23 protein-coding genes are annotated in these 26657 nt (G+C 44.5%); 18 read left to right on the top strand and 5 right to left on the bottom strand.

What is annotated here, in order from left to right:
- The first annotated feature begins 39 nt into the window (after positions 1 to 39).
- The 4 genes from pnp (at position 40) to ACED53_RS06625 (ending at position 5207) form a co-directional block, all read left to right on the top strand.
- Entirely contained in the window at positions 40 to 2160 is a 2121-nt protein-coding gene (gene pnp, locus ACED53_RS06640; protein ID WP_009847538.1) for a polyribonucleotide nucleotidyltransferase, read from the top strand.
- A gap of 124 nt (positions 2161 to 2284) precedes the next feature.
- Positions 2285 to 3208: a lipoprotein NlpI gene (nlpI, locus tag ACED53_RS06635; RefSeq protein WP_009847537.1), complete on the top strand. Its 924-nt coding sequence runs from the start codon at positions 2285 to 2287 to the stop codon at positions 3206 to 3208.
- 164 nt (positions 3209 to 3372) lie between these two features.
- Positions 3373 to 3780: a MarR family winged helix-turn-helix transcriptional regulator gene (locus ACED53_RS06630; protein WP_009847536.1), complete on the top strand. Its 408-nt coding sequence runs from the start codon at positions 3373 to 3375 to the stop codon at positions 3778 to 3780.
- Positions 3781 to 3869: 89 nt separating this feature from the next.
- A complete protein-coding gene (locus ACED53_RS06625) occupies positions 3870 to 5207 on the top strand; it encodes an MATE family efflux transporter (protein WP_017099538.1) in 1338 nt (445 codons plus the stop codon).
- An 84-nt stretch (positions 5208 to 5291) separates the two neighbouring features.
- Here ACED53_RS06625 and ACED53_RS06620 read toward each other — a convergent pair whose 3' ends face one another.
- From ACED53_RS06620 to ACED53_RS06610, 3 genes are all read right to left on the bottom strand, one after another.
- A complete protein-coding gene (locus ACED53_RS06620) occupies positions 5292 to 6170 on the bottom strand; it encodes a U32 family peptidase (protein ID WP_017096660.1) in 879 nt (292 codons plus the stop codon).
- Between the two features lie 18 nt (positions 6171 to 6188).
- The gene (locus ACED53_RS06615; RefSeq protein ID WP_009847533.1) at positions 6189 to 7202 is read right to left on the bottom strand and encodes a peptidase U32 family protein; all 1014 of its coding nucleotides are present in this window, start codon (positions 7200 to 7202) and stop codon (positions 6189 to 6191) included.
- A gap of 167 nt (positions 7203 to 7369) precedes the next feature.
- On the bottom strand, positions 7370 to 9409 hold the full coding sequence (locus tag ACED53_RS06610; protein ID WP_029223770.1) for a bifunctional diguanylate cyclase/phosphodiesterase: 2040 nt from the start codon (positions 9407 to 9409) through the stop codon (positions 7370 to 7372).
- A gap of 245 nt (positions 9410 to 9654) precedes the next feature.
- On the opposite strand from ACED53_RS06610, the gene ACED53_RS06605 reads away from it, so the two are divergent.
- From ACED53_RS06605 to deoD, 12 genes are all read left to right on the top strand, one after another.
- Positions 9655 to 10182 (top strand): SCP2 domain-containing protein, encoded by a 528-nt coding sequence (locus tag ACED53_RS06605; protein WP_009847531.1) that lies wholly within the window; start codon positions 9655 to 9657, stop codon positions 10180 to 10182.
- On the top strand, positions 10166 to 10669 hold the full coding sequence (locus tag ACED53_RS06600) for a GNAT family N-acetyltransferase (protein ID WP_017096664.1): 504 nt from the start codon (positions 10166 to 10168) through the stop codon (positions 10667 to 10669). Before ACED53_RS06605 ends, ACED53_RS06600 begins: the two co-directional genes overlap by 17 nt.
- Before the next feature lie 155 nt (positions 10670 to 10824).
- Positions 10825 to 11223: a DNA polymerase III subunit psi gene (locus ACED53_RS06595; RefSeq protein ID WP_017096665.1), complete on the top strand. Its 399-nt coding sequence runs from the start codon at positions 10825 to 10827 to the stop codon at positions 11221 to 11223.
- Positions 11216 to 11671: a ribosomal protein S18-alanine N-acetyltransferase gene (gene rimI / locus ACED53_RS06590; RefSeq protein ID WP_029223771.1), complete on the top strand. Its 456-nt coding sequence runs from the start codon at positions 11216 to 11218 to the stop codon at positions 11669 to 11671. Before ACED53_RS06595 ends, rimI begins: the two co-directional genes overlap by 8 nt.
- Before the next feature lie 172 nt (positions 11672 to 11843).
- Positions 11844 to 13424 carry a peptide chain release factor 3 gene (prfC, locus tag ACED53_RS06585; protein ID WP_012604694.1) on the top strand — a complete coding sequence of 527 codons (1581 nt, stop codon included), beginning with the start codon at positions 11844 to 11846 and terminating at the stop codon, positions 13422 to 13424.
- A 98-nt stretch (positions 13425 to 13522) separates the two neighbouring features.
- Positions 13523 to 13678 carry a DUF5363 family protein gene (locus ACED53_RS06580; RefSeq protein ID WP_012604693.1) on the top strand — a complete coding sequence of 52 codons (156 nt, stop codon included), beginning with the start codon at positions 13523 to 13525 and terminating at the stop codon, positions 13676 to 13678.
- Positions 13659 to 14471 (top strand): TatD family hydrolase, encoded by an 813-nt coding sequence (locus tag ACED53_RS06575; protein ID WP_050546535.1) that lies wholly within the window; start codon positions 13659 to 13661, stop codon positions 14469 to 14471. The genes ACED53_RS06580 and ACED53_RS06575 overlap by 20 nt, the downstream gene beginning before the upstream one ends.
- Positions 14472 to 14675: 204 nt before the next feature.
- Positions 14676 to 15938, top strand: coding sequence for a NupC/NupG family nucleoside CNT transporter (locus ACED53_RS06570; RefSeq protein ID WP_009847523.1), 1263 nt, complete (start codon positions 14676 to 14678; stop codon positions 15936 to 15938).
- Between the two features lie 521 nt (positions 15939 to 16459).
- Positions 16460 to 17236 carry a deoxyribose-phosphate aldolase gene (gene deoC / locus ACED53_RS06565; RefSeq protein WP_009847522.1) on the top strand — a complete coding sequence of 259 codons (777 nt, stop codon included), beginning with the start codon at positions 16460 to 16462 and terminating at the stop codon, positions 17234 to 17236.
- A gap of 108 nt (positions 17237 to 17344) precedes the next feature.
- Positions 17345 to 18673: a thymidine phosphorylase gene (gene deoA / locus ACED53_RS06560; protein WP_029223773.1), complete on the top strand. Its 1329-nt coding sequence runs from the start codon at positions 17345 to 17347 to the stop codon at positions 18671 to 18673.
- Between the two features lie 76 nt (positions 18674 to 18749).
- On the top strand, positions 18750 to 19970 hold the full coding sequence (locus tag ACED53_RS06555) for a phosphopentomutase (protein ID WP_029223774.1): 1221 nt from the start codon (positions 18750 to 18752) through the stop codon (positions 19968 to 19970).
- Positions 19971 to 20033: 63 nt separating this feature from the next.
- On the top strand, positions 20034 to 20753 hold the full coding sequence (deoD, locus tag ACED53_RS06550; RefSeq protein WP_009847519.1) for a purine-nucleoside phosphorylase: 720 nt from the start codon (positions 20034 to 20036) through the stop codon (positions 20751 to 20753).
- A gap of 113 nt (positions 20754 to 20866) precedes the next feature.
- Here the strand turns inward: deoD and ACED53_RS06545 are convergent, their stop codons facing one another.
- Entirely contained in the window at positions 20867 to 21478 is a 612-nt protein-coding gene (locus ACED53_RS06545; RefSeq protein ID WP_009847518.1) for a YtjB family periplasmic protein, read from the bottom strand.
- Between the two features lie 109 nt (positions 21479 to 21587).
- Between ACED53_RS06545 and serB the strand changes: the two genes are divergently transcribed.
- Entirely contained in the window at positions 21588 to 22568 is a 981-nt protein-coding gene (gene serB, locus ACED53_RS06540; protein ID WP_009847517.1) for a phosphoserine phosphatase, read from the top strand.
- 122 nt (positions 22569 to 22690) lie between these two features.
- Here serB and ACED53_RS06535 read toward each other — a convergent pair whose 3' ends face one another.
- Positions 22691 to 25039, bottom strand: a complete 2349-nt coding sequence (locus ACED53_RS06535) for a PilZ domain-containing protein (RefSeq protein ID WP_017099537.1) — start codon at positions 25037 to 25039, stop codon at positions 22691 to 22693.
- 161 nt (positions 25040 to 25200) lie between these two features.
- On the opposite strand from ACED53_RS06535, the gene radA reads away from it, so the two are divergent.
- On the top strand, positions 25201 to 26580 hold the full coding sequence (gene radA / locus ACED53_RS06530; protein WP_009847515.1) for a DNA repair protein RadA: 1380 nt from the start codon (positions 25201 to 25203) through the stop codon (positions 26578 to 26580).
- Positions 26581 to 26657 lie beyond the last annotated feature (77 nt).

The following is a 26657-nucleotide window of genomic DNA, read 5'->3' as shown; positions in this document are numbered from 1 at the left end:
ACTTATTCTGAAAAGAGATTTTCAGGTGAAGGATATACAATGTTTGAAAAACCAGTTGTAAAGTCATTCCAGTACGGTAACCACACCGTTACTCTAGAAACGGGCGTAATGGCACGTCAAGCTACTGCTGCTGTAATGGCGACTATGGACGATACATCAGTATTCGTTTCTGTTGTTGCTAAAAAAGAAGCTGTTGCGGGTCAAGATTTCTTCCCTCTAACAGTTAACTACCAAGAGCGTACATACGCTGCGGGTAAAATCCCTGGTGGTTTCTTCAAGCGCGAAGGTCGTCCATCTGAAGGCGAAACACTAACAGCTCGTCTGATTGACCGTCCAATTCGTCCACTTTTCCCAAGTGCGTTTAAAAACGAAGTTCAAGTTATCGCTACGGTTGTTTCTATCAACCCTGACGTAAACCCAGACATGATCACTATGATCGCAACGTCTGCTGCACTTGCTATCTCTGGTGCTCCATTCAATGGTCCTATCGGTGCTGCACGTGTTGGTCACATCGACGGCGAACTTGTTCTTAACCCATCAAATACTGAGCTTGAAAACTCTAAACTAGACCTAGTTGTGTCTGGTACAGAAGGCGCAGTACTTATGGTTGAATCTGAAGCAGATAACCTATCTGAAGAAGAAATGCTTTCAGCTGTTGTTTACGGTCACGACCAACAACAAGTTGTAATCAAAGCAATCAACGAGTTTGCTGCTGAAGTTGCAACTCCATCTTGGAACTGGGAAGCGCCAGCAGTAAACACAGAGCTTAAAGCTAAAGTTGCTGAGCAAGCTGAAACACGTCTATCTGACGCGTACCAGATCACTGAGAAAATGGCTCGTTACGAGCAAGTTGGCGCAATCAAGAACGACACTGTTGAAGCTCTAATTGCACAAGACGAAAACCTAGATGAGCGCGAAATCCGCGGCATGCTTGGTTCTCTAGAGAAAAACGTAGTACGTAGCCGCATTATTGCTGGCAACCCACGTATTGATGGCCGTGAAAAAGACATGGTTCGTGCGCTAGACGTACGTACTGGTGTTCTTCCACGTACACACGGTTCTTCTCTATTCACTCGTGGTGAAACTCAAGCACTTGTTACTGCAACGCTTGGTACACAACGTGATGCACAAATCATCGATAGCCTAATGGGTGAGAAGAAAGACAACTTCCTTCTACACTACAACTTCCCTCCATACTGTGTAGGTGAGACTGGTTTCGTTGGTTCTCCTAAGCGTCGTGAAATTGGTCACGGTAAGCTTGCTAAACGTGGTATCCAAGCAGTAATGCCTTCTGTTGACGAATTCCCATACACAGTTCGTGTTGTATCGGAAATCACAGAATCTAACGGTTCTTCTTCAATGGCTTCTGTATGTGGTACATCTCTAGCACTTATGGATGCTGGTGTTCCAATCAAAGCTTCTGTTGCGGGTATCGCAATGGGTCTTGTTAAAGAAGGCGACGATTTCGTTGTTCTTTCTGACATCCTTGGCGACGAAGATCACCTAGGTGATATGGACTTTAAAGTAGCAGGTACTAACGCTGGTATCACTGCACTTCAAATGGACATCAAGATCGAAGGTATCACTAAAGAGATCATGCAAATTGCTCTTAACCAAGCGCAAGGTGCACGTAAGCACATCCTTTCTGTAATGGATGAAGCTATCTCTGGTGCTCGTGAAGATATCTCTGAATTCGCTCCACGTATCCACACAATGAAAATCAGCTCTGATAAGATCAAAGATGTTATCGGTAAAGGCGGCGCAGTTATCCGTGCTCTTTGTGAAGAAACGGGTACTACAATCGAAATCGAAGACGATGGCACAATCAAGATTGCTGCTACTGAAGGCGCAGCTGCTAAAGAAGCTATCCGTCGTATCGAAGAGATCACTGCTGAAGTTGAAGTTGGCCGCATTTACCAAGGTAAAGTTGCTCGTCTAGCTGACTTCGGTGCATTCGTTACTATCCTTCCAGGTAAAGATGGTCTAGTACACATCTCTCAAATCGCTGATAAGCGCGTTGAGAAAGTGTCTGACTACCTAACTGAAGGTCAAGAAGTACCAGTTAAGGTTCTTGAAATTGACCGTCAAGGCCGTGTACGTCTAAGCATGAAAGAAGCAGTTGAAACGCCAGCTGAAGGCGAAGCACCTGCTGCTGAGTAATTCTTAGCCTATTAATGGGACTATCGCTTTTTAGTGATTTCTAACCCATTGGTAAAAAAGCATGTTATAAAGGGGAGCATATCGCTCCCCTTTTTTATTGCGGTCATAACAGGAGTAATTATTTGTGAAATGGTTTCAAACCGCGAGTATGTGTTTACTGCTTGTACTGACAGGTTGTGCGACAACATCAGATAACACCTCACGTTGGGTTTATCCACCAATGGCTGTGCCGCTGCAACCAAGCGTTCAGCAAGAGGTTCAAATTGCACGTCTTAGTCAATTATTACAGCGCCCGGACTTGAATGATGAAGTTCGATCTAAGATGCTGTTTGAACGTGGTAACTACTACGATAGTGTTGGCCTGCGTGATTTAGCACGTCTTGATTTCAATCAGTCTCTTTCATTGAACCCCGCTCAACCTGATATCTTCAACCTTTTGGGTGTTTACTTTACGCAAGTAGGGGAGTTTGATGCCGCTTATGAATCTTTTGATTCTACGTTAGAGCTTGATCCTGCAAACTCTTACGCAGAAAGAAATCGCTCTATCGCACTCTACTACGGCGAACGTTATGATTTAGCCAATGAAGAGATGACGAAGCATTATACCGATGATCCAAGTGATCCATTCCGTGCGCTTTGGTTGTATATCATTCAGCACGAACTCACGCCAGAGCAAGCCAAGCTTGATTTGCAAAAACGTTACGAGAGCCGTGATGAGCAGTGGGGTTGGGTATTAGTCGCGATTATGCTTGATGACATTACTGAAGAGCAGGCTTTTAAGGCGATCTTGACCGGTACTCGTGACAACACGTTACTTGCGCAGCGTCTAACTGAGACATATTTCTACCTTGCTAAGCGTTACCACATGAATGGGGACTACGCGAATGCGATCTCTTTGTACAAGTTGTCAGTGTCTTTCAATGTGTATGAATATGTAGAGCATCGTTACTCTTTCTTAGAGCTAAGTCGTATATTTACTACTCTTAAAGCCGAGCACTTAGCAAAAGTTAAGTTGGCTGAGGCCGAAGAAAAAGCCGACACAAAGTAAACGATATATTTTGATTCCGAAGAACCGCTGCCTGTCAGCGGTTTTTTTATGCTCCTTTTTTATAAACAAGGGAGGGGGGAGGGCTCGTTTTTGATTGCTTTTTATTTAAACAACACTAAAATAGTTAGCCTTGCTAACTAAATGCGATTCTTGATTAGGTGAGTATGCTGAACCAGAATTTAGAAAAGATTGAGCGCTTCGCCTCTAAGATATGGCGAACTCAGGTAAATGAAGATCCTATTTGCCAATTGAGCTTCAATGAGTATGACTATTTGAAGGTCATTCAATCTTCTCCTGAACCGATCCGATTGACTGATCTTGCGATTGAGATGCAGGTTACAAAGCCTTCAGCAACCACTATGGTTCAGAGACTAGAGAGAAAGGGGCTTGTTGAGCGTAAAGCTTCGCTCGAAGATGCGAGGTCTAAGTTGGTCGTATTGACCAGCAAAGCTGAAGTCGGCTTAGAAGAAGAAAGTAAGATCTATCAGGTCATGGCACAGATATTGGAAAGTCGTTTGTCTGAGCAAGAGTCTCAGCAGCTAAACCTATTATTAAATAAAGCTTTGAAGTAAATAATTTAGATATTTAGTTAGCCTTGTTAACTAATTTTTCGAGTCATATCTTGTTGATATGCGACTCACAGAAGAAAGTAGAGTAAGAAATGAGTAACTCAATTAGTCGTCAGTTTTGGCGATACACAATCCCTACTGTGGCTGCCATGTTGGTTAATGGCCTTTACCAAGTGGTGGATGGCATCTTCATTGGCCGCTATGTGGGGGCTGATGGACTTGCAGGTATCAATGTTGCGTGGCCTGTGATTGGTTCGATTCTCGGTATTGGTATGTTGGTGGGTGTAGGTACAGGTGCGCTTGTCTCGATTCGCCAAGGTGAAAAAGATACTCAAGGCGCTAAGGAGATCTTAGCAACAGGTTTAACCTTGTTGTTGGCGATAACACCTATTGTTTCTGCATTGCTGTTTTTGTTTGCTGATAACTTCTTGCTTTGGCAGGGCGCAGAAGGGAGAGTGTATGAACTTGGCCTGCAATACTTACACATTCTGATTGGCGCGAGTGTCTTCACGCTAGGTTCGATCGCGATGCCGTTTTTACTGCGTAACGATGACAGCCCTAACTTAGCCACCATACTGATGATTGTCGGTGCGGTGATCAATATAGCTCTGGATTATCTGTTTATTGCTCAGTTTGGTTGGGAGTTGAAAGGTGCAGCACTGGCAACCGCGATTGCTCAGTTTGTAGTAACCGGTCTGGGTCTGGCTTACTTCTTCTCACGTCGAGCAAACCTGCGCTTGCGTTGGAATGAACTGAGACTGAAGTTATCGGTAATTCCTGAAATCTTCGCTATCGGTACATCAAGCTTCTTTATGTATGCGTATGGTTCGATGATGGTTGCGCTGCACAATGCGTTGTTCTCTCAATATGGCGACCAGTTGATGATTGGTGCTTACGCGATTTTGGGCTACATAGTGACGGTTTATTATCTCACAGCTGAAGGCATCGCCAACGGCATGCAACCATTGGTGAGTTATAACCATGGTGCGCGTAACCAAGCGAATATCCGTAAGCTACTTAAGATTGCGATGATGAGTTCGGTATTGATTGGTGTGGCGTTCGTGCTGCTTCTGAACGCGTTCCCACGAGATTTTGTGTCAGTCTTTAACTCAGATGAACCTCAGCTAGTTGAGTACACCGTGTTGGGTATTCGATTACACATGTTTGCACTGGCGCTTGATGGTTTCTTAGTGGTAGCGGGTGCTTACTATCAGGCGGTCAACAAAGGCAGTAAAGCGATGTTTGTCATGCTAGGTAATATGCTTATCCAGTTACCTTTCTTGTACATTATGCCTAAGTTGTACGGTGTGCCGGGGATCTGGGTTGCGTACCCACTGTCTAATATTGCGCTAAGCGTGGTGGTGATGGTGATGCTCTACAGAGATGTAAAGAAGCTCGATGTCTCACCGATGAATACAGCGGCGGCATAGGTCGTATTTCTTAAGTAGAATTAAAAAGGTCTAGCGAATGCTAGACCTTTTTGTCTCTGTGGCTGATGGGTTTAACTCTAGAAACTAGATGTTTTTAACGTCTAAACCCGCAAGCTGATGCCAGTAGCCATTGCACTGGCGGCTTTCAATCTTCATTGGTTTTTGACCTTGCTCGTTCGCTCTGAAGTTATTGATTTCAGAGAAAGTGTCGATACCCAATGGACTCAGGCGAACGACATCGACCAAGTCATGCATGCTCGGTAGATCATTGACTAGGTTATAGCAGTAACCTGATTGCGTCTGGATACCATTAAGGTTAAATACCGATTGGCCTTCTTGGCTTTCGACCTGTAGACCTGTTGGGTATTTGATGCAGCAGGTTTCGCAATCGTCTTTGGCTTTGTTCTCTGCTCGGGCTGTAAAGCAACGTGCAGAGTAAGCAAGAGGTAAGTAGCCATGGCTAAACACTTCTACTTCGAACTTATTACGAATATTAAGCTCTTCGCACTGTGTCATTACGTTGCTTAGCCACTCGCGAGAAAGCTCAACGGGCATACACCAACGCGTCATACCTTGTTTCAAGAACAGGTTCAGAGTGCGTGCATTGTAGGTGTTCACCGCAGGGCCAACAACAAAAGGCACCTTACTTTCACTTGCCAGTTGAATCGCAGATACATCATTGGCTTCAATGGCGAAGTCACCGTTATCAATGTACTTCTTCATGATGTTGACTTCGCTTGGGGCTTCTAGCAATGCCATGGTTGAAAGTACCACTTGCTTACCTGAATCAGACAGTTCTTTTGCTATGTCCATCCAGTGTTTTGCTTTCATCTCACGGCGCTTTGAGCACACCGCTTCACCGAGGTAGATGATGTCGGCAGAGCTTGATTTTGCTTGCTCATAGAAGCTTTCAACATCTTGTTTTGGCCAAAAATAAAGTAGAGGGCCTAATGCGTATTTCATTGAGTTCTCCATTTGGCTCTATTGCCATTTACGGTGGTAAGCGCCAAGCGTGGTTTGTGTACCTTCAGATACATTCGCCAGTGTCGCATTCCAAGCTTGTTCCACTTGGTATTGTTCAGGGTTCGCTAAGTAGCGATCGATGGCTGCGCGCCAAGTGCGAGTGACTTGCTCGACATAAGCAGGGCTACGTTGGCGACCTTCAATCTTCACAGAAGCAACATTCGCGGCGAAAAGCTCAGGCAACATAGATAGTGTGTTAAGGCTAGTTGGCTCTTCAAGTGCGTGATAACGCTTTCGCTCACCATCTACTTCTGCTTCAAATCGGCCTTTACATAGCGTTGGGTAACCTGCGTTCTCACCTGCTTCATACTTGTCGATAAGGATTTCGTTCAAGCGAGATTCAAGTCCGCCATCCGTTTCTTGCCAGCGAACGTATTTTGCTGGAGAACATGCCCCAACCGTATTTGGCGATTCACCCGTCATGTATGAAGAGAGGTAGCAACGGCCTTCTGCCATGATACATAAGCTACCAAAAGCGAATACTTCGAGGTCAACGTCAGAAGTGATGTTACGAGAAAGCTGTTTGACCTGATGGATCGACAATACGCGCGGCAATACCACACGCTTAACGTTGAAATTTTTATGATAGAAGTCGATAGCGGCTGCATTGGTCGCAGATGCTTGTACTGATAAGTGCAGCTCTAGTTCTGGATATTTATTTGCAGCGTACTCGAGCACCGCAATGTCAGCGATGATCAGCGCATCAACGCCTAGTGCGGCGGCGTTATCTACAGCGTTAGTCCAGCGTTCGAAGCCGTTTGGGTGAGCAAAAGTATTTAAGGCAACGTGAATTTTCTTGTTGCGGTCATGCACATACTGCACAGCACGATCGAGCTTTTTACCCGCAAAGTTAAGGCCTGCGAAGTGTCGGGCATTCGTATCGTCTTTGAATCCGATATAGACAGCATCCGCACCGCAATCAATAGCGGTTTTCAAAGCAGGTAAGTTACCCGCTGGGCATAAGAGTTCCATTTGCTCACTACCAATAGAATAAAATTGAAGCGAGTATTTTATGAAGAATTATGAATGACGGAATTGATGTAAGGCAGGTTTAGATGGATAAATCTGCTTTTACCCCATTTGAGGTACTGACGAATGGCGAATTTACGCTTTAGCTTGGTGTTGGAGGGCGTGTTTGATTAATTCTTGTGACGACGGTTTTGGGCGAACAGTTCTTCAACCTCTTGTTTTGGTTGAGGGCGATAGAAGTGGAAACCTTGAATTGAACCACAGTTGAGGTTAGACAGCAGGGTTGCTTGTTCACTGGTTTCGACACCCTCTGCAACCACGGTTAAATCGAGAGATTTCCCAAGGTTGATGATGTTTTCAATTACGGTAATTTGCTTTGGTAAGGTATCGATATCTGAGATAAAAGCCCGGTCAATTTTAAGCTCATCAATCGGAAAGCGAGCAAGGTAAGATAGAGAAGAGTAACCCGTACCAAAGTCATCAATGGATAACGCAAAGCCAAGTCTCTTAATCGCGTTCAGCATTTGAAGCGTGTGCTCACTATCACTCATTACGGCACTTTCTGTAAGCTCAAAGGTAATCGCACTTGGATCTAGCTCAGTAGAACGCAGCAACTTCTCCATGAAATCAATCAATTTTGGATTACCAAACTGCTCTGGTGAAAGGTTGATCGCGACGCGACCAGGTAAAATACCTTGCATCTTCCAACGTTTCACCGTGGCAAATACTTCGCGCATTACCACACGACCAAGTTGTTCAATAAGGCCAGCTCGTTCCGCTACAGGAATAAATGCGGCAGGGCTAATATAACCTTCTACGGGGTGTTTCCAACGTACCAGAGCTTCTGCTCCGTTAATGGTGAAGTCACGCGCATTTACTTTTGGTTGGTACCAAACCTCAAGCCCGTTCTGTTGCAGTGCTTTTTGCAGTTCTATCTCAAGCCACAGTCGCATTCGCGCTTCTTTGTTCATCTGTTCGTTGAACTTGATCAGGCGGTTGCGTCCACGATCCTTAGCTTCATACATTGCGGTGTCAGCATTCTGTAGCAAGATACGTGCGTCACTGCCATCGTGAGGAAAGCTCACACTACCAATCGAGCAGGCTAAACGCTTGCTAAAATGGTGGAGATCGAAGGGTTGGTTGATCAGAGATATGATCTTTTCAGAGAGTATTTCAGGTGTTCGTGGGTGTTCAGGCTCAGGCAGAATAATACCAAATTCATCACCGCCTAAATGGCCAATAATAGCTTGACGAGGCAGTTGTCGTTTTAAGCGAGATGCGACCTCTTTAATCACTTTATCACCGATGTGGTGGCCAAGTGAGTCATTGATATTTTTGAAGTTATCGATGTCTAAGTAGAGCATCACAACAGGGGTCTTGTTGTGAATGAACTGCTCAAGGCTTTTGGTAAACCCAAGTCGGTTGTAGAGCTTAGTCAGTGTATCGATGTAGGCATCTTCACTGTTAGCGGGTGTGTATTGTTTAGTTGTTTCTTGAGCGTCTTGAATAAGTACGAGTTGGGTACTGCTTCCAAGAATGACCGTCGAGTCGATATTTAACTGAACTTTACGTTCAAAGCCACATCGAGCACCCGTTAAACAAACCAAGCCAGACTCAGAAATAATGGAGCTGAGGTCATTATTAAAGACTGTTTTGGTTTGTTCATCGATAAATAATCGGCCTAACTCTTCGCCAATCAATTCTGTGGTGGAGTTAAAACCAAGTAAGCGTGCAGCTGCAGGGTTCGAAGACAGAATGTAGTCGTTTTCAACTAATAGCAATCCGTCTGGGAGCAGGTGAGATAGCTTGTGGAATTTCGCTTCAGACTCTTCTAAAGAACGGACAAGTACTTGGTTTTCAGATGTATCGAAGGCGTGAAAGATGATGTATTCAGTCTTTTTACCATTGGTAAGCGGAGATAGGCTGAAATGAAGGCTAGTGTCTAAAGCCGTTTCGTTTAGGGTGATTTCGGCCTCAATCGTTTCGCCATTGAATGCACGCTCATAGTAAGGCTTAAGGTGTTGGTAGAATTGCTCGCCCAAGGTTTGGCGGTCATTCATGCCTACAAGCTCTGTTTTACTCAAACCAGCAATATCACAGTAACGCTCATTCACTATAAAATAGTTATGTTGAGCATCAAGTACCGCAAAAAAGAACGGGCTGTTTGCAGTAAGCTGTGTAAACCAATGTTGTAGTTGCTGGGGAGGCATCAAAGTACTACCAATTCTCCAAGAGCTATCGATAAACATTGATTGCTTTTTGTTCAGCTATCGATGTTTACTTGTGAGTGCAGCGATTCGCTGTGATTTTCATGACCAGAGTTACTATAACTGCGATTATCAATATATTAAAGGTCGAGCATCAAACTGAATTAATTTGATACATAACAGTAACTGAGATCTCAACATCATCTATGATGCTTTCTATATTATTGACAAAGTTACGGATAAGTCACGTGATAAACAAGATACGCACTCAACTAGTTCAAAATGCCGCATCAATTTTGCGATCTCCAGTCCAGTTATTACCAAAATCAGTACAAAAAAAAGCCTTATTAGAAGCATTGAAAAATGTATTCAAGGAGGCTTTAGAGGATGGTGATTTTGAGTTCTTAGAAGACAAGTGGCTTAAAGTTTCAATAAAAGATATGGGGTTAAGTTGGTGTATTAGCTACAAAAATGAGCAACTAGTTGTCGCTGATAAAGAGGTCAATGAAGATGTGAGTTTTAGTGGCAATCTAAATGATCTCGTGTTGATTGCTGGGCGAAAAGAAGACCCAGATACGCTTTTCTTCCAACGTCGACTGTCTATTGAGGGCGATACCGAGCTAGGCTTGGAAGTGAAAAATTTGATGGATAGCGTCGATTTAGACTTATTGCCGACTCCTATGAAAACTTTGTTAAATCAATTAGCTGATTTTGTGCAGAAGGGAGTACAATCCCCAGATACACAAAGTGAGGTAATGAATGCTTATTCGAACTGAAGCACCGGCAGATATACTTGTCATCGATCGTTTATTGAAATCTGTTTTTGAAACGGATGCAGAAGCTAATTTGGTTATGAGCTTGCGTGAGAATAGCCATTTAACGCTATCGCTGGTGGCTTGTTCTGATGAAGGGGAGGTGGTTGGTCACCTGATGTTTAGCCCTCTTATTCTTGATGGTGACGATCATAACTGGCAGGGGCTCGCACCTCTCGCCGTGAAAGAAGAGTTCCGCAATCAAGGCATTGCCAAATCACTGGTTGAAGACGCATTTTCTACTTTGGTAGATTTTGGTTACCCAGCCTGTGTTGTACTCGGTGATCCTGCTTACTACGGTCGTTTTGGTTTCAAGGCGGCGAGCGAATTTGGCCTGAGTTGTGTTTGGGATGTGCCTGAAGGCGCTTTTCAAGCGATTGAGTTGGTAGAAGGGGCGTTTGCTGGGCATTCTGGTGAAATTGCTTATAGCCCAGAGTTCAACGACTTATAAGCTGATTTACCACTCAATAAGATACTAACTGATTTAGTCTAAATAAAGGAGCTTGATGCTCCTTTATTTTTTGTTAGTATCAGCCCCAATGAGCACCGTTTAAGTTCACTCGAAGAATATTAATACCAACAAACCAAAGGTTACGACCGCTAGATATGTCACAAACACACGCGCAATATCTACAAGAGATGGGCATTAGCCAATGGGAGTTAAGTCACCCAGAGCGTTTGGCTGGTTATGAATCTGAATTGACTCTGTTATCGAATGATTGCAAGTTACTGTTGGTTTCACCAGAAAAACCTCAGGATGATCTCGCCGTGATGTTTGAGCGAGTACTCAAAAGTATCAAGCTCGACTTATCTCAAGCTTTACACCTTCAACCGCAACACTTGTCTGCTGTGGATTTAAGTTCGGTTGAATGGGTATGGTTTGCTGGTTGCGAACCTGCCCATGAACTGAAGGCAAAAACACTTCAATCTCCATTACTGTCTGACATTAACGGTAATAACCAACATCGCCGCGACTTATGGCAACAAATTTGTGCTTATGACTAATCAACTTTTACCCACTTCAGAACAACACCTAGACGCAATTTGGCAAATTGAGCAGACCGCGCATTCTCATCCTTGGTCTGAAAATATGATCCGTGATCTTAATAGTCGTGGAGGCAGCCACCGTGTTTTAGAAGTCGATGGAAAGGTTGTCGGCTATTTCTATGCTCAGAACATTGTCGGTGAGGTTACTTTGCTGACGATAGCGGTTGACCCTAAGCAGCAAGGCAAAGGTTACGGTAAGGCTTTGGTTGAGCACTTTCTCGATATGTGTGAACAAGCTGACGTGGAAAGTGCTTGGCTGGAAGTTCGCGAAAGTAATGTGAATGCTTTTAATCTTTACGAGAAGGCTGGCTTTAATGAAGTCGACCGCCGTCGTAACTATTATCCAACCAAGCAAGGCAACGAAGACGCCATCATTATGAGCTATCTTTTTATGTCTTTTAGCTAGTCATGTTACGTCTTTTCGCGAACTAGACCGCTAGCTCCGGAATGAGCCACAAAATAGGGTGTAAACTGACCCTTTAGAAAGTGACACGCTTTCTGTATAATCCGCACACAGAATTCAAGGGCAAGTATTATCTACTTGCCCTTTTTACGCTTTAGATCAGCAAAGGGCGACTATGTCTTTCCAACAAGAAGTGAGCAAACGTAGAACGTTTGCGATTATCTCTCACCCGGATGCGGGTAAAACCACGATTACTGAAAAAGTTCTTTTATTCGGAAACGCGATTCAAAAAGCGGGTACCGTAAAAGGCCGTGGCTCTAACCAGCACGCTAAATCTGACTGGATGGAGATGGAAAAAGAACGTGGTATCTCGGTAACTACGTCTGTAATGCAATTCCCATACAACGATTGTCTAGTCAACCTACTCGATACTCCTGGACACGAAGATTTCTCGGAAGATACGTACCGTACATTAACCGCGGTTGACTCTTGTTTGATGGTTATCGATGCTGCGAAAGGTGTCGAGGATCGTACTCGTAAACTGATGGAAGTAACGCGTCTACGTGATACACCAATCGTAACGTTTATGAACAAACTTGACCGTGATGTTCGTGACCCAATGGAAGTGCTAGATGAAGTGGAAAGCGAGCTAGGTATGGCTTGTGCTCCAATCTCTTGGCCTATCGGTTGTGGTAAAGAGTTTAAAGGCGTTTACCACATTCACCGTGATGAAACGATCTTGTATGAATCTGGCCACGGCCATGAGATCCAAGAAGTTCGCATTATCAAAGGTCTAGATAACCCTGAACTAGACGAAGCTGTTGGCGAAGATCTGGCGAGCAGCGTTCGTGAAGAGCTTGAATTGGTTATTGGCGCATGTCCTGAGTTTGATCACGAACTATTCCTTGCTGGCGAGTTGACTCCAGTTTACTTCGGTACTGCATTGGGTAACTTCGGTGTTGACCATATGCTTGATGGCCTAACTCGATGGGCTCCTGCGCCTCAAACACGTCAAGCAAATGAGCGTGATGTTGAAGCGACTGAAGAGAAGTTCTCTGGTTTCGTATTTAAGATCCAAGCAAACATGGATCCAAAACACCGTGACCGTATCGCATTCATGCGTATCGTATCGGGTACTTACGACCAAGGTATGAAGATGAACCATGTTCGTACTGGTAAGAACGTCAGTATCTCTGATGCAGTAACCTTCATGGCGGGTGACCGTGCTCGTGCTGAAAAAGCATACGCGGGTGACATAATTGGTCTGCATAACCACGGCACAATTCAGATTGGCGATACCTTTACTCAAGGCGAAAGCTTGAAGTTCGCAGGTATTCCTAACTTTGCGCCTGAGCTATTCCGTCGTATTCGTCTGCGCGATCCATTGAAGCAGAAGCAACTTCTAAAAGGCTTGGTTCAGCTTTCTGAAGAGGGCGCGGTTCAAGTATTCCGTCCTTTGCAAAATAACGATCTGATCGTTGGTGCCGTTGGTGTACTTCAGTTTGATGTGGTTGTAGCGCGCTTGAAAGCGGAATACAACGTTGAAGCGATTTACGAAGGTGTGAACGTTGCAACTGCACGTTGGGTTGAGTGTGATGACGCTAAGAAACTAGAAGAGTTCAAACGTAAGAGCCAAGCTAACCTAGCGTTAGATGGTGGTGATAACCTATCTTACATCGCACCGACTATGGTGAATTTGAACCTAGCTTCTGAACGTTTCCCAGAAGTTCAGTTCCGAGCGACGCGCGAGCACTAATCACTCTGCGCTCTATTCGAGTTAAACAAAAACGTCTATTGTTCTGCAATAGGCGTTTTTTTATTCGTGTCATTTGAGGTTAGAGGCTTAAGGTAAGTATGTTCAGTTGGATAAAAGCTTGGATTAATAAATACGATAAGTGGTGCGAAGAGCTTGGCTTAACGCCTGAAAATAAGCGCAGCTGCGTGGCTTATCGCCGTGATCCTCAAGGACAACAAACAGAGAGTAGGGAAGATGACACCAGAATTAAGTGAATTTCCGCTGTTTGACACCCATTGCCATGCGGACTTTGACATTTTTGAGCAAGGTTTTTCACTTGATAAAGGTATTGAAGGTTACGTTAAAGAAGCGAAACAGGCGCAAGTCGAGAAGTTAATCATCCCTTCTATTGGCCAAAGTAACTGGAGGAAGCTTGATGAAATCGCTCAATCTTACCCTAATGTTTATTACGCATTAGGCTTTCATCCTTACTTTTTAGAGCAAGCCAATGACGAGCAATTTTCGGAACTTCGCCAATTACTCTCATCAAAAACCAGTCAATGTGTTGCGATAGGAGAGTGTGGTCTCGACTTTTTTGTCGATGTTGCACGGGAGAAACAAGAGCGTTTTTTCATTCAACAAATAGAGCTAGCTAAGGCGTTTAAGCTGCCTTTAATCATCCATGAAAGGAAGTCTTTTAACCGACTTATTGAGCTAATAAAGCAGTATAAATTTACTTTGGGTGGCGTGATTCATGGATTTTCAGGGAGCGAACAGCAGGCTTTGGCGTGGATTCAGCTTGGTTTCTATATTGGTGTCGGTGGAACGATTACTTACCCAAGAGCACAAAAAACACGCACCACTATCTCAAAACTGCCTCTTGAGTGCCTGGTATTAGAAACGGATGCCCCGGATATGCCCATGCATGGAAAACAAGGAAATGTTAATCATTCCAAGTATTTAGTTACGATCTTAAATGAACTGTTTTTGCTTAGAAAAGAACCGAAGCAATCGGTTGCAGCGCAAATTTGGCAAAATAGCCATCGCGCATTCGGTATATGTGAATAAAATCGAAGGTTTTTGTTTATCGTTTGCGTAAATTGCACTTGGCTTGTGATTCGGCTCACATTTGCGTGTGAATGGTACATGAATCTTCTACGAAAGTGTGAGGACGGCATTACTTTATTAGTGGTCGCATGAGTATAATTGCCTCCGCTTTATAGCCCCATTTTGTAACACGCCAATAAATAACTAATAAGGAAGTCATAAACTATGAGCCTGTTTATGAGCCTCGTCGGAATGGTTGCACTGATTGCAATCGCAGTACTACTATCCGACAACCGCAAAGCAATTAATCTAAGAACAGTGGGTGGCGCTTTCGCTATCCAATTCGCACTTGGTGCATTCGTACTTTACATCCCTTGGGGTCGTGATCTACTTGCAGGTTTCTCTGCTGGTGTAGCAAACGTGATCGACTACGGTAAAGATGGTACTGGCTTCCTATTTGGTAGCCTTGTTAACTTCTCAGTTGACGGTATCGGATTCATCTTTGCATTCCAAGTTCTACCAACACTAATCTTCTTCTCTGCTCTTATCTCTGTACTTTACTACATTGGTGCGATGCAAGTTGTAATCAAGGTTCTTGGTGGTGGTCTTCAGAAAGCTCTAGGTACTTCTCGCGCCGAGTCTATGTCTGCAGCTGCAAACATCTTCGTTGGTCAAACGGAAGCGCCTCTAGTTGTTCGTCCGTTTGTTCCTAAAATGACTAACTCTGAACTATTCGCAGTAATGTGTGGTGGTTTAGCGTCTGTTGCTGGTGGTGTACTAGCGGGTTACGCATCTATGGGTGTACCTCTAGAGTACCTAGTAGCAGCGTCATTCATGGCAGCACCTGGTGGTCTACTATTCGCTAAAATCATCAAGCCTGAAACTGATGAAGTTGACGAGAACCTAGGTTCAGACATCGACGGTGGCGACGACAAGCCTGCTAACGTTATCGATGCAGCTGCTGGCGGTGCGTCAGTTGGTCTACAACTAGCACTTAACGTTGGTGCAATGCTACTAGCATTCATCGGTCTAATCGCTCTTATCAACGGTATCCTAGGTGGCATCGGTGGTTGGTTCGGTATGGAAAACCTAACTCTAGAACTTCTTCTAGGTTGGATCTTCGCACCGTTAGCATTCATCATTGGTGTTCCATGGGAAGAAGCAACTATTGCTGGTTCTTTCATTGGTCAGAAGACCGTTGTTAACGAATTCGTTGCATACCTAAACTTCGTACCATACATCGGTGAAAACGCTCAAATCGTTGAAGCGACTGGTCAAGTAATGTCTGTTAAGACTCAAGCAATTATCTCGTTCGCTCTATGTGGTTTCGCAAACCTTTCTTCAATTGCGATTCTTCTAGGTGGTCTAGGTGGTATTGCTCCAAACCGTCGTCACGACATCGCACGTATGGGTGTTAAAGCGGTTGTAGCTGGTACTCTATCTAACCTGATGGCAGCAACAATTGCTGGCTTCTTCTTATCTTTCTAATCAGTTAGAAATCGATATATAGACGCCATAATAATATCGCCCCGTAGCAAGAAATTGCTGCGGGGCTTTTTTGTTTTTGGGCCTAGTGATTTTGAGCATTAGCATGAGTGAATGCTTGGAGTCGAAAATGGGTCTAGAATGTTTTTTTGAGATACAAACCGTTTGCGTTCTAAGGAGCACTACAATTTATTGATGGATACCTATAATGTATTAGCTAAAGGGATAGGATGTCTCTGCTGGCAAGAAAGTAACATTGAGATTAGCTCGAACGTTATTCTTCTGGGATTAAGCCAAACTTAGCAATACACTATAGATGTTAGACACAACATGACTGATTTGTTGTGCCATAGACCAAACTGGTACTGTGCGGTGACAAGGATTGCAATTGGTAGCGAAAGTTATCAAGTCTTCAGGGAACCAAGTCCGTTCATTTGTGACTACTGAGCATTACTTAAATATCCATCTATACTGGATGGATGGTGAAGTAGTTAACTATTTGAATATATTGATCGGAGATAGAAATGAGCGATTTAAAAGCAGCAGCTCTACGTGCACTTAAACTTATGGACCTAACTACGCTAAATGACGACGATACTACTGAAAAAGTAGTGGCACTTTGTCATGACGCGAAGACTGCAGTTGGCAACACCGCTGCAATCTGTATTTACCCTCGCTTTATCCCAGCCGCTAAGAAAGCGTTGCGTGAGCAAGGTACTCCAGAAGTACGCATCGCGACTGTAACTAACTTCCCTCATGGTAATGACGACATCGAAATTGCTGTTGCTGAAACAAAAGCAGCGGTAGCGTACGGCGCAGACGAAGTTGACGTAGTATTCCCATACCGTGCTCTTATTGCTGGCAACGAAGAAGTGGGTTTTGAGCTAGTTAAACAATGTAAAGCCGCTTGTGGTGACATCACGCTTAAAGTGATCATCGAAACTGGTGAGCTAAAAGAAGAAGCACTGATTAAGAAAGCTTCTCAGATCTGTATCGAAGCAGGTGCAGACTTCATCAAAACTTCAACAGGTAAAGTGCCAGTAAACGCGACTCCAGAGTACGCGCGCATGATGCTTGAAGTTATTCGTGACATGGGCGTAGCTAAAACAGTGGGTTTCAAACCAGCTGGTGGCGTACGTACAGCTGAAGATGCTCAAGCTTACCTAGCGATGGCTGATGAGCTACTAGGCGCTGAGTGGGCAGACAACATGCACTACCGTTTTGGTGCTTCAAGCCTACTGACTAACCTTCTTAATACATTAGAAGTGACAGACGAAACTGCAGATCCAGCAGCATACTAATTTCCCTATCGGGTATAACAATAAAGTCTGTTTGATGGAGTGGTGTTAAGTCACTCCATATTACCTCTTTCCCTACAAACCATACTCACTAGAGTTTGGGAGGCACTAATGTATCTACCTCAAGAAATTATTCGCAGAAAACGTGATGGCGAAGTCCTAACAGCTGAAGAAATTAATTTCTTCATTCAAGGTGTCGCTAAAAACACGGTTTCTGAAGGCCAAATTGCCGCATTCGCAATGGCTATCTTTTTTAATGAAATGACGATGCCAGAACGTATCGCACTAACATGTGCAATGCGTGACTCAGGCATGGTGATTGACTGGAGCCACATGAACTTTGATGGCCCAATCGTTGATAAGCACTCTACTGGTGGTGTTGGTGACGTAACTTCTCTGATGCTTGGCCCTATGGTGGCAGCATGTGGCGGTTTCGTTCCAATGATCTCTGGTCGTGGTTTAGGCCACACTGGCGGTACGCTAGACAAGCTAGAATCTATCCCTGGTTACAACATTACACCAACCAACGATGTGTTTGGTGCCGTAACCAAAGAAGCTGGCGTGGCGATCATCGGTCAAACAGGCGATCTAGCACCGGCTGATAAGCGTGTTTACGCGACTCGTGATATCACAGCAACAGTCGACAACATCTCGTTGATCACAGCTTCAATTCTGTCTAAGAAATTGGCCGCTGGTCTTGATTCTCTAGTGATGGACGTAAAAGTAGGTTCAGGCGCATTCATGCCGACTTACGAAGCGTCTGAAGAGTTAGCAAAATCTATCGTTGCAGTAGCAAACGGCGCGGGTACTAAAACAACGGCAATCCTAACAGACATGAACCAAGTTCTGGCTTCTTCAGCGGGTAACGCAGTAGAAGTACGTGAAGCGGTTCAATTTCTAACCGGCGAATATCGTAACCCTCGTTTGCTAGAAATTACGATGGCATCGTGTGCTGAAATGCTGGTTCTGGGTAACCTTGCAAAAGATTCAGACGAAGCGCGTGAAAAACTGATGGCAGTACTGGATAACGGTAAAGCAGCAGAGTGCTTCGGTAAAATGGTAGCGGGCCTTGGTGGTCCAACTGATTTCGTAACGAACTACGATAACTACCTAGAAAAAGCAGAAATTGTTAAACCAGTGCACGCGCTAGAAAGCGGTGTAGTATCAGCGATGGATACGCGTGCAATTGGTATGGCTGTCGTTGGTATGGGCGGTGGTCGCCGCGTAGCAACAGACAGCATTGATTACGCAGTCGGTTTTGATCGCTTCATTCGCCTTGGCGAAGTAGCAAGCGACGATAAACCATTAGCAATGATTCATGCTCGCAATGAACAACAGTGGCAAGAAGCTGCAAAAGCATTACAAAATGCAATCACTGTGGGCGGAGAATATACAGCAACGCCAGACGTTTACCGTCAGATTCGTTCTGAAGACGTGTAAATAACAGGTATCGGCATACCTTGTGTATGCCGATAAACAGAGTTCTGGTGCAAAGAGCAATAAGTTGGTGAAGAAAATGAAAAGAGCATTTATTTTAGTTTTAGATTCATTCGGTATCGGCGAAACAGCAGATGCGGACACATTCGGTGATGTAGGTTCAGACACTATGGGTCACATTGCTGACCATTGTGAGCAAGGTCTTGCAGACAATGCGGATCGTAAAGGTCCACTAACGCTGCCAAACCTGTCTAAGCTAGGTTTAGCTATGGCTCACAAAGAGTCTACAGGTCGCTTTGCTCCTGGTATGGACGCAGACGCTGAGATCATTGGCGCGTACGGTCACGCTGCTGAGCTGTCTTCTGGTAAAGACACGCCATCAGGTCACTGGGAAATCGCAGGTGTACCGGTATTGTTTGACTGGGGCTACTTCACCGACAAAGAAAACAGCTTTCCAAAAGAACTGACTGACCGCATCCTTGAGCGTGCAGGTCTATCTGGCTTCTTAGGTAACTGCCACTCATCGGGTACAGAAATCCTAGATAACCTGGGTGAAGAACACATGAAGAGTGGCTTGCCAATCTTCTACACTTCAGCAGACTCTGTTTTCCAAATCGCATGTCATGAAGAGACATTCGGTCTACAGAACTTATTAGACCTTTGTCAGATTGCTCGTGAAGAGCTAGAAGACTACAACATCGGCCGTGTTATTGCGCGTCCGTTCATTGGCCCAGGTAAAGGTCAGTTCGAACGTACTGGTAACCGTCGTGACCTTTCTGTTGAGCCGCCAGCGGCGACAGTTCTTCAGAAGTTGGTTGATGAGAAGGGCGGTAACGTTCACTCAATCGGTAAGATCTCTGATATCTACGCAGGTTGTGGTATTACTCAGAAAACGAAAGCAACAGGTATTCCTGCGCTATTTGAAGCAACTAAAGAAGCGATCACTGAAGCGGGCGACAACACTATCGTGTTCACTAACTTCGTTGATTTCGACTCAGCTTACGGCCACCGCCGTGATGTTGCAGGTTACGCAGCGGCACTTGAGTACTTCGATGGCCGTATCAATGAAATCATCGATATGATGAAAGAAGATGATGTACTTATCTTAACTGCTGACCACGGTTGTGATCCGACATGGCCAGGTACTGACCATACTCGTGAACATATCCCTGTGATTGTTTACGGAAACAAGGTTCCTGCTGGCTCTCTAGGCCGTCGCGATACCTTCGCTGATATCGGTCAAAGCTTAGCGTCTTACTTTGGCACATCGCCAATGGGACACGGTACAAGCTTTCTATAATAGTTAACGAAGAGAGAGGGGAACCTCTCTCTTTTTTTTGTTTTGAGATTAAGGATATTTTCAATGGCTACTCCACATATTAATGCTGAAATGGGTGATTTCGCTGACGTAGTTCTAATGCCCGGCGATCCGTTACGTGCAAAATACATCGCTGAAACCTTCTTAGAAGAAGTGGTTCAAGTGTGCGATGTTCGTAACATGTTTGGTTACACGGGTACTTACAAAGGCCGTAAGGTTTCGGTAATGGGACATGGTATGGGCATTCCATCTTGTTCTATTTACGCGACTGAGCTGATCAAAGACTTTGGTGTGAAAAAGATCATTCGTGTCGGCAGTTGTGGTGCAGTGAGCGAAGATATCAAAGTACGCGATGTGGTTATCGGCATGGGTGCGTGTACCGACTCAAAAGTGAATCGTATTCGCTTTAAAGGTCATGACTTCGCGGCTATTGCGGATTACAAAATGGTGCGTGCGGCAGAAGATGCGGCCAAAGCGCGTGGTGTAGACGTAAAGGTTGGCAACCTATTCTCGGCTGAGTTGTTCTACACGCCAGATCCTGAAATGTTCGAAGTCATGGACAAGTACGGCATTGTCGGCGTAGAGATGGAAGCGGCGGGTATCTATGGTGTATGTGCTGAATACGGCGCAAAAGCTCTGACTATTTGTACTGTTTCTGATCACATCAAAACTGGTGAGCAAACCACATCAGATGAACGTCAAACGACTTTCAACGACATGATGGTTATCGCACTCGACTCTGTGCTGCTTGGTGACCAAGACTAATCAGCTAATAGATTTCAAAAAGCTTAATAGATACCGCAAAGTTTAATAGATAACAAAAGCCCCGTTGCTGCCTGAGCTTCGGGGCTTTTTATTGAATTTGTTAAACTAAGCTGTTAAGAGCTGACATTTTTAAGCAGCCAGTTTTCCCCAGACTTAGCCTTTCTTTTACGAATAAGCATGATGAACAACACGCCACTGACAAATCCCATTAAGACCATACCGATCATGTAGCGATCGCTCTTACGGTAGTGATGATCAGAAATAGCTGTCATTTTTCCTGTCTCAAAAGTCACGCGGATAAAGCCAATGATCGTACTCTCTGGAGAGTAAATAGGTTCAACGAGTTGCTGCCTGCCGATACTTGCCGTTGAAAGAGGTGTGTCTAAGCCAAGAACCTCGCGTACCGAGAGCGCTTTTTCACTCGAAGCCAGTCGGATCCCTTCTGCATCGTAGATGGTGGTATCAAATACCAATCGATCCTGAGAGAGTTGGTTAGTGAGCTCTAGCAGGCGCTCTTGGTCTTGCTGAGTGATCATCTTACTGGCTGAAAGTGATGCCTGTGAGATCAGTAGTTTGGTCAGCGTTTCCAACTGTTTTGCTTGGATCTTCTCATTACCTTTACTGATCACTACTGTGTTTTTAATGGTTACCACGAACATAGCAGCCAACAGAATTAGGGCTAGTACTCGTAAAGCGTTACGTATTGAGAACAATGATTCATTCATGTTTCACGAAGCCTGAAATAAACAAATGTTATGATTAAGACATATTGAGACTTGCGTTTTCAAATTGCAATAGGTTAACGTTTAGCATAGTTAATTAGGAATCATACACATGGACGCTCAGAAATATCTGCCGATTAAAAGGCATACGACATTATTAACCCGACTCCCCGAGACACGTTTCGCTTCTCAACTCGCAAAATCTAAAGCCAATTGGATTGTGTTCGGTGAGTACTTATCTCCACAATCATTTGATGACATCGACTTTTTCACTGGTACCTACAACACCATCCTCAATACGTGGAAGGTGGGACATTACGAAGTGGCGCTGATGTCAGGGAACTTAACCCCGGCACACGAAGAAATTTTACAAGCACTGAAGCTTGATTATGCTTGCCTTAGCGAGGTCCCAGACTTATCTAAGCCAGGTTTGATCGTGATGGATATGGACTCCACAGCAATTCAAATTGAATGCATCGATGAGATAGCAAAGCTCGCAGGAGTCGGAGAGTTAGTTTCTGAAATCACAGAGCGTGCGATGCAAGGCGAGCTCGACTTTGAACAGAGCCTACGCCAACGCGTTGGGGCACTGAAAGGTGCGGATGAGTCGATACTGGAGCAAGTGCGCCAGTCATTACCATTCATGCCAGACTTGGTTGAGCTAGTGAATACTCTGAATAAACTTGGCTGGAAGACGGCGATTGCATCGGGTGGTTTTACTTATTTCTCAGACTACCTGAAAGATACGCTTGATCTTGACCACGCTCAGTCAAACACGCTAGAGATCGTCAATGGTAAATTGACGGGTGAAGTATTAGGCGATGTTGTTTCCGCACAGACCAAAGCGGATATCTTGGTAGAACTTGCTGAAGAGTATGAACTGGAACTGCATAACACCGTTGCCGTGGGTGATGGTGCCAATGACTTGGTTATGATGGGTTCTGCCGGTTTAGGGATTGCTTACCATGCAAAACCGAAAGTTGAACAACAAGCTCAAACTGCTGTGCGTTATGCTGGCTTAGGTGGGGTGCTTTGTATCTTGTCAGGTGTATTAGCTAAGCAGCAAAAAATCAGCTGGCAAGCGAAGCCTTAGTCATATTCGTCAAACGCTAAACAAAAGCGCATTTACAACGGACACAAAAAAGCAGGCGATAAGCCTGCTTTTTCTACTTTTAAATCCGATAAGTCGACAAACCGGTAAGTTGATCTGGCTATTTAGTGCGAGAGTTCCAATCGAATCAATACTTCATCGGTAATGTCTTCTATCTCACCATAACCAATAAAAGCGGTGACCTCACTCTCTAACTTCTTCGCTTGGTGCATACTGATGCGAGAAAGCTCGGCTAAGTCTGATTGGAACAAACTGGTTAATGGATTAAAGATAGGGGCGGTTGTGACTCGCAGTACATACACATCACCCAGATCTTGCGCCTTCTTGATGAACGAAATACGTTCTTTCGTAGATGCAAAGTCTTTCACCAACTTCGTATGTACAGATTGAATCTTGTTACCAAACTTTATCGCAGCAATGTATACGTCATGATGTTTTGGCTCTGCACCTTCAATTCTTTTCAGTGGCTCAGCTAATAGTGAATTAGAGTGACCTTTGAAAATCGGTTCCAGTGAAAACTTTTGGTTGTGCCCAAGTTTAGCGAGTAACGCTAGATGCTTGTTCAGCGGGAAGTTCACACCAATGAGCTTACAACGCAACGTTGAGCCCGGCTTATCAATGAAAATTGGATTACTGACCATTTTGTTAAGCAAAACAGTGTGCAGTGATTTAAGCAGTGAATCGGTGGGCAGTATTTCTTGCTTCTTATTTAGCTTACTTTGGTTCTGATCGATAAGCCCATTGAGGAAGGCGATGGTACGCATTGTTTTTGCATTCTCGGTGATAACCAATTGAACGTTGCAACCGTTCGGGCTTACACGAATTACGTGGTAAGGCACTGTGCTTAATGGCAAGTTTTTATCATAGAGTTGCAGTTCATTGAAATTCACCACAACCGGATCATCAATCTTGAGTACCATTGGGTGTTCAAGGGTAATGCTTAGGCCACGTTTTGATATGTCTACAGTGTGTCCGTTTATTGTTGGGCTATCTTGTGATGTGAGTTGAATTGGTGATTTAAAGCTATATCTCGGTTCTTTACGACGACTTTGGGAATCAAAGTAGATACTTTGAATGTTCCCCACCACCGTTCGCGGATGACGAAAGCGATTAAGGTCACTGCTTGGAATGCGTGGTTTTTCACTTAATAGATAATCGGCAGCACTTTCGTGATCACCGATCTCTTGCAAGATACCGCAATGAGTCAGTTGCGCTGAGCTTTGAGCAAGCGTATCTGAATGCTCAGCTAAGGCTTGTCGCTCAGCGTCGGATAATTCGAAAACCGAGAATTTGAACGCCTTCCAACTTTTACGTTTACCGCCGATGTGCCAGAACAGTTGCCTCTCTTCACGAGAAGCTTCAGGCAGCATCATCGAGTAGAACAAGGTCTTATTTTTATGTTCATGGGTAAAAGAGTAGATAACGTTACTGGTTCCCTTCACGCCAGGCTTAGCGAGTAAGTTCATACGTTGTTCGTTGAACAAAGTACCCAGAGCCTGTTGGTTACGCTCATCATGCCAGTATTGCCATTGGGGATGATTGTTATCCGTGAGCAGCGCGAGCTTCAACTCACTACCACTGAAGAATAGAGGGAGATTACAGGTGTACTTTAGATAGGTGTGTTCAATACCGCGAGTTCGCGTTCGAATGAGCCTATCTTGATTCTCATGGCTGGTTTTCTTGCTGACACTATTTAGAGATTCATCGAGTAAACGAGCCACATTCGTTGTATCGCTGATTCTCATGCATCTTAAAAATTTAACTGCATTGTTCTCGTAGGATTCATCAATACCCAGAATACGAAATTCAACCGCCTCATTAACATCGGCTTCTAGTGACTTTTCAACAAGCTCAGTGAATTTAACACTGATGATTTCCCCTAGGTTGTATTTAAACGCCCTTGGTACCTTGAACTTTGCACCCGACGGAGAAATATCAACTGTCACACCATGCAGGCTTTGTCCTTTTGGTGTGGTGATTTCAACCTGTGAGCTAATCTTGAGCCTGTTTTCTTTGCGTTTTAAATCGTAACCGAGGTTAATGGCTTCTGCTTCATAGGGGCTATCAGCGTTAGTGATATCGTGGTCATCTTGAGAGGATGTTTTAACAATATTACGAAGAGGTTGAATGCGAGGTGTCATCACTAACTCCCACACGCCCTCGGTATAACCTTTAAATTTTTTAGTACCACGTTGATACGCGTTCAAAGCTATGTCATCAAGCCAATGTTTACGCTCGTCTAGCGTGAATTGATGACATTCATTATCAATACGCCCGCGTAAATCAATGCTCTTTGTGCACGGAGCCATGATACGATTCAGTTCCATTTTAACGAGCAGTTTTAGAGACGGTGATTCGCCTTCTGTCATTTGAGAAAGAAGGAATTCGAAATCTTCGGCATGGTAGGCCGGAATAAGTCGTTCTGCTACAGATAGAATTTCAGATTGCTGCATACTTTTCTTGTTAGAATGGATGGTGCGTTATTGTTATCGACGAGTTGTATTTGATCTTTAGGTATTCGTGGCCCTACTGCAACTTTTATTTTCACCTGTACGGTCAACGGGGTCACAAAATAGCAACATTTACCCGTTACTAAGCAAATTATTGAGGTTTTATGGCTAAGGCAAAGCGAGCTTATGTGTGTAATGACTGTGGTGCTGACTTTCCACGTTGGCAAGGGCAGTGCAATGCATGTGGTGCTTGGAACACGATTACAGAAGTTAGGTTAGCCGCTTCACCTCAGGTCGCGCGCAATGAACGACTAAGTGGTTACGCTGGTGGTGCAACTGAATCTTCGGTTCAAACGCTATCGGAAATCGACTTGCAAGAGGTCCCGCGCTTTAGTAGTGGCTTCAAAGAGCTTGATCGTGTACTTGGTGGTGGTGTTGTACCTGGCGCTGCGATTCTTATTGGTGGTAACCCTGGTGCCGGTAAATCAACGCTGTTATTGCAGACTATGTGTCAGCTTTCTTCTCAGTTACCGACACTTTATGTCACTGGCGAAGAATCTCTTCAACAAGTTGCGATGCGAGCATCTCGATTAGGGTTACCAAAAGAGCATCTCAAAATGCTCTCTGAAACCAATGTTGATAAAATCTGTCAGGTTGCAGAAAGAGAGCAGCCTAAGATCATGGTTATCGATTCAATCCAAGTTATGCATGTCGCTGATGTTCAATCGTCTCCAGGTAGTGTTGCTCAGGTGCGCGAATCGGCAACCGCATTAACGCGCTATGCGAAACAGAACAACGTTGCCGTATTCCTAGTCGGGCACGTAACTAAAGACGGTACCTTAGCTGGACCAAAAGTACTTGAACACATTATTGACTGCTCGGTGCTGTTAGATGGCGGAACGGACAGTCGTTTTAGAACCTTGCGCAGCCACAAGAACCGTTTTGGTGCAGTGAATGAGCTAGGTGTGTTTGCTATGACAGGGCAAGGGCTAAAAGAAGTTAGCAATCCATCGGCTATTTTTCTGTCTCGTGGTGAAGAAGAAACCTCAGGCAGTTCAGTGATGGTAGTTTGGGAAGGAACGCGTCCACTCCTTGTTGAAATCCAAGCGCTGGTGGATTATTCGCAGCTGGCTAACCCGCGTCGTGTCGCTGTTGGTCTCGAGCAAAATCGACTGTCATTGTTACTAGCCGTGCTGCATAAACACGGCGGCTTACAAATGGCTGACCAAGATGTGTTTGTGAATGTCGTTGGTGGTGTTAAAGTAACCGAAACCAGTGCTGATCTTGCATTGGTAATGGCTTTACTTTCGAGTTTCAGAGACCGCGCATTGCCAAAAGATGTGGTGGTTTTTGGCGAAGTAGGCCTTGCTGGTGAGATTCGACCTGTACCGAGCGGTCAAGAGCGCTTAAATGAGGCGTTTAAACACGGCTTCAAGAGAGCCATTGTACCAGCGGCTAACATGCCTAAAGGTGGCATTCCAGGAATGCAGATCCACGGTGTGAAAAAATTATCGGAAGCAATTAATGCTTTTGATGAGTTGTAATTGAGCTCACTTCAGCTACTCTATACAGCAGAAATTCAGTCTAACTTAAACGCTATTTTCGCTTTAAGTTAGCACTA

The sequence above is a fragment of the Vibrio sp. 1F169 genome (assembly GCF_041439605.1).
In the GTDB taxonomy this organism is placed as follows: domain Bacteria; phylum Pseudomonadota; class Gammaproteobacteria; order Enterobacterales; family Vibrionaceae; genus Vibrio; species Vibrio tasmaniensis_A.
This window is presented reverse-complemented; position numbering and strand designations above follow the sequence as displayed.

Coding starts and splice junctions, on each gene's coding strand:
- pnp (WP_009847538.1), top strand. CDS start 40: ATGTTTGAAAAACCAGTTGTAAAGTCATTCCAGTACGGTAACCACACC.
- ACED53_RS06630 (WP_009847536.1), top strand. CDS start 3,373: ATGCTGAACCAGAATTTAGAAAAGATTGAGCGCTTCGCCTCTAAGATA.
- ACED53_RS06625 (WP_017099538.1), top strand. CDS start 3,870: ATGAGTAACTCAATTAGTCGTCAGTTTTGGCGATACACAATCCCTACT.
- ACED53_RS06620 (WP_017096660.1), bottom strand. CDS start 6,170: ATGAAATACGCATTAGGCCCTCTACTTTATTTTTGGCCAAAACAAGAT.
- ACED53_RS06615 (WP_009847533.1), bottom strand. CDS start 7,202: ATGGAACTCTTATGCCCAGCGGGTAACTTACCTGCTTTGAAAACCGCT.
- ACED53_RS06610 (WP_029223770.1), bottom strand. CDS start 9,409: ATGCCTCCCCAGCAACTACAACATTGGTTTACACAGCTTACTGCAAAC.
- ACED53_RS06600 (WP_017096664.1), top strand. CDS start 10,166: ATGCTTATTCGAACTGAAGCACCGGCAGATATACTTGTCATCGATCGT.
- ACED53_RS06595 (WP_017096665.1), top strand. CDS start 10,825: ATGTCACAAACACACGCGCAATATCTACAAGAGATGGGCATTAGCCAA.
- rimI (WP_029223771.1), top strand. CDS start 11,216: ATGACTAATCAACTTTTACCCACTTCAGAACAACACCTAGACGCAATT.
- prfC (WP_012604694.1), top strand. CDS start 11,844: ATGTCTTTCCAACAAGAAGTGAGCAAACGTAGAACGTTTGCGATTATC.
- ACED53_RS06580 (WP_012604693.1), top strand. CDS start 13,523: ATGTTCAGTTGGATAAAAGCTTGGATTAATAAATACGATAAGTGGTGC.
- ACED53_RS06575 (WP_050546535.1), top strand. CDS start 13,659: ATGACACCAGAATTAAGTGAATTTCCGCTGTTTGACACCCATTGCCAT.
- ACED53_RS06570 (WP_009847523.1), top strand. CDS start 14,676: ATGAGCCTGTTTATGAGCCTCGTCGGAATGGTTGCACTGATTGCAATC.
- deoC (WP_009847522.1), top strand. CDS start 16,460: ATGAGCGATTTAAAAGCAGCAGCTCTACGTGCACTTAAACTTATGGAC.
- deoA (WP_029223773.1), top strand. CDS start 17,345: ATGTATCTACCTCAAGAAATTATTCGCAGAAAACGTGATGGCGAAGTC.
- ACED53_RS06555 (WP_029223774.1), top strand. CDS start 18,750: ATGAAAAGAGCATTTATTTTAGTTTTAGATTCATTCGGTATCGGCGAA.
- deoD (WP_009847519.1), top strand. CDS start 20,034: ATGGCTACTCCACATATTAATGCTGAAATGGGTGATTTCGCTGACGTA.
- ACED53_RS06545 (WP_009847518.1), bottom strand. CDS start 21,478: ATGAATGAATCATTGTTCTCAATACGTAACGCTTTACGAGTACTAGCC.
- serB (WP_009847517.1), top strand. CDS start 21,588: ATGGACGCTCAGAAATATCTGCCGATTAAAAGGCATACGACATTATTA.
- ACED53_RS06535 (WP_017099537.1), bottom strand. CDS start 25,039: ATGCAGCAATCTGAAATTCTATCTGTAGCAGAACGACTTATTCCGGCC.
- radA (WP_009847515.1), top strand. CDS start 25,201: ATGGCTAAGGCAAAGCGAGCTTATGTGTGTAATGACTGTGGTGCTGAC.